2 protein-coding genes and 1 pseudogene are annotated in these 2,836 nt (G+C 72.7%); all 3 read left to right on the forward strand.

From position 1 onward, the window contains the following. Nucleotides 1–120: 120 nt before the first annotated feature. A complete protein-coding gene (locus tag ACLEQD_RS40610) occupies nucleotides 121–960 on the forward strand; it encodes a hypothetical protein (protein ID WP_410391291.1) in 840 nt (279 codons plus the stop codon). 3 nt (nucleotides 961–963) lie between these two features. Beyond that, nucleotides 964–2,085 (forward strand): hypothetical protein, encoded by a 1,122-nt coding sequence (locus ACLEQD_RS40615; protein ID WP_410391292.1) that lies wholly within the window; start codon nucleotides 964–966, stop codon nucleotides 2,083–2,085. A 129-nt stretch (nucleotides 2,086–2,214) separates the two neighbouring features. Beyond that, nucleotides 2,215–2,836: pseudogene (locus ACLEQD_RS40620) on the forward strand (spermidine synthase); the annotation flags it as partial.

The raw sequence follows: 2,836 nt of genomic DNA on the forward strand, positions 1-2,836 counted from the left end.
GCTCAACGCGGCGCTGGACCGGGCGCGGTCGCGGGGCGCGCTGTTGACGGAGCTCAGGCGCGAGGGCGCGGACCTGGAGGCGGTGCTCGTGGGCGCTGTCGGCGGGCCGGGGGTGGCGGCATGAGGAGCCCGGTCTTCGTCATCGCGGGGTACGTGCTGCGGGAGGCGGCGTCGCGCAAGTTCATCCTGGCCTTCATGGTGGGGCTCACGCTGGTGCTGGCCACCGTGGCGCTCAGCCTCAAGCTGGAGGTGGTGGACGGGGCGCTCGCGGCGACGCGCCTGTTCGGCGAGGTGGTGCGCTCGAACATCGTGTCCGTGGACGTGGCGCTGCGGCCCATCTACCGCGCGGCGGCGTACCTGGTGTTCTACGGCGGCATCCTCTTCGGCATCGTGGCGTGCTCGGACTTCGCGCCGGGGCTGCTGTCGCCCGGCCGCATCGAGCACCTGCTCGCCCTGCCCCTCCAGCGCTGGCACCTCTTGGCCGGCACCTTCCTGGGCGTGATGACGCTGGCGCTGGGCGGCACGGTGTACGCCGCGGGCGGGCTGACGCTCATCTTCGGGGTGAAGGCCGGGTACTGGACGCTGGGGCCCATCATCGCCGGGGGCCTGGCGTGCGTGGGGTTCGCGGCGGTGTACGCGGTGATGCTCACCACGGCGACGCTGGTGAGGAGCGCGGCGCTGTGCTCCGCCGCGGGCTTCGTGCTGCTGGTGGGCGGCATCCTCGCGGGCTTCCGCGCGGACGTGTCGCGCTACCTGGAGGCGGGCTTCGGCCGCACGGCGTTCGACGCGGTGACGCTGGTGCTGCCCCGGCTGTCCGCGCTGGCGTCGCGCGCGGCGGACCTGGCCAGCTCCACGCCGCTGGAGAAGGGCTCGCTGGGGATGTTGCTGGGCGGCGTGCTGGTGTTCGGGCTGGGGGCGCTCTCCGTGGGCGTCTGGCACTTCGAAGGAAAGGACTGCTGAGTCATGGAATCGCGCGGGCGCAGGAGGGTGTGGCTCTTGGGGGCGCTGCTGTTGTTCGCCGCGGGCGCGGTCCTGATGTTCACGGGCCAGGGCGACACGCCGCCGGCCGAGGCGAAGGACGTGGCCTTCCCCCGGCGCATGCGGGGGGAGGACCTGGCGCGCGCGGAGAAGCGGCGCACCTGGGTGATGCCCGCGGTGGTGGACGCGGGGGTGGCCGCGCCCGTGAAGCCGAGGGATCCGCTGCTCGCGGCGCTGCCCCGGGGCCCGGGCCGCACGGCGGTGGTCATCGAGGCGAACGCGCTTCGCTACTCGCCCGTGGGCGAGCTGTTGATGGACTGCCTGCTGCGCGACGGCGGCAAGAACCTGGAGCAGTTCAAGGCGATGAGCGGCGTGGATCCGCTCCAGGACCTGGACCGGCTGGTCATCACCGACGAGGGCGTCATCCTCTCCGGCGACTTCCGCAAGGCGAAGTACCAGGAGCTCCTGGGCGAGCGCGTGGCGTCGGATCACGGCCCGGGCGCGCGCGTGTACGAGCCGGGGGACACGACGTTCGCCCTGCCGGACGGCGGCACGCAGCGCGGCCGGATGGACACCGCGGTGGGCACCTGGAACGACCAGATGCTGGTGTTCGGCAGGTCGCCGGACTCCGTGAAGACGGTGCTGGATCGCATGGACGGGCGCGGCGCGGAGGACGGGCCGCCGCTGCTGGATGAGAACAGCACCTACGGGGAGATGTACGGCGTGCTGGCGGTGGAGCAGCTGGCGAAGATGCTGGGGCCGGATCAGGCGGATCTGGCGAAGCAGCTGACGGACGTGGCCCAGAACGTGGAGCTGCACCTGGACACCAGCGGCGACGTGGCCATGGTGGCCAACGTGACGGGCCTGGACGCGCAGAGGATGACGGACCTGGGCAAGTCCCTGGGCGGCGCGCTGTCCATGGCGCGCATGAAGGCGCAGGCGGACGGCAAGGAGGACCTGGCGCAGCTGCTGGACTTCGCGAAGGTGCGGCCGGACGGCACGTCCTTCAAGCTGGAGCTGGCGGTGCCCCTGGCCACCCTCCAGGAGCAGCTGGCCTGGTGCCGCACGGAGCGCCAGGCCGCCGAGCACGCGAAGCCGGCGCCGTAGGGGCAGGCAGGCCGCCTTCACGGGGGCCTTCACTGTTTTCCACAGGACGGTGTTCACGGGATACTGCGGCCTGACAGGGTAGCCGCGGCCCGCCATGGGAAGGACGGGCGCGCGCTCCTCGAGGGTTCGATGAACACACGCGTCGGGAGGGTGGCGCCCCTTCTCTTTGGGTCGGGACTTTGCGCACTGGTCTACCAGACGGTGTGGCTGCGGGAGTTCCGCCTCATCTTCGGGGCCTCGACCGCCGCGTCGGCCGCGGTGCTCGCCATCTTCATGGCGGGGCTGGGGCTGGGCAGCGCGCTCTTGGGTGAGCGGGCGGACCGGCAGGCGCGGCCGCTGGCCTTCTACGCGAACCTGGAGCTGCTCATCGCCGCGAGCGCCGCGCTGAGCCCCTTCCTCGTGGAGGCGGTGCGCGCCGTCTACATCGCCCTGGGCGGCACCCCGGTGATGGGCCTGGGCCTGGGCACCGTCGTGCGGCTGGTGCTGTCGCTGCTGGTGCTCGCGGTGCCCACGTGCTCATGGGCGGCACGCTCCGGCGCCGCGCGCGCGGTGCTCTCCGACGCGGATCCCCACCGCCGCGACCTGGCCCTGCTCTACGGCATCAACACCCTGGGCGCAGTGACGGGCGCGGCGGCGGCCACGTTCCTGCTGCTGGAGGTGCTGGGCAACCGCTCCACGCTCTGGGCCGCGTGCCTGCTCAACGCGCTCGTGGCCATCACCGCGCGCTCCGTGAGCCGCTCGATGGAGTCCG

The sequence above is a fragment of the Corallococcus sp. 4LFB genome, from assembly GCF_046520365.1.
GTDB lineage: Bacteria > Myxococcota > Myxococcia > Myxococcales > Myxococcaceae > Corallococcus > Corallococcus caeni.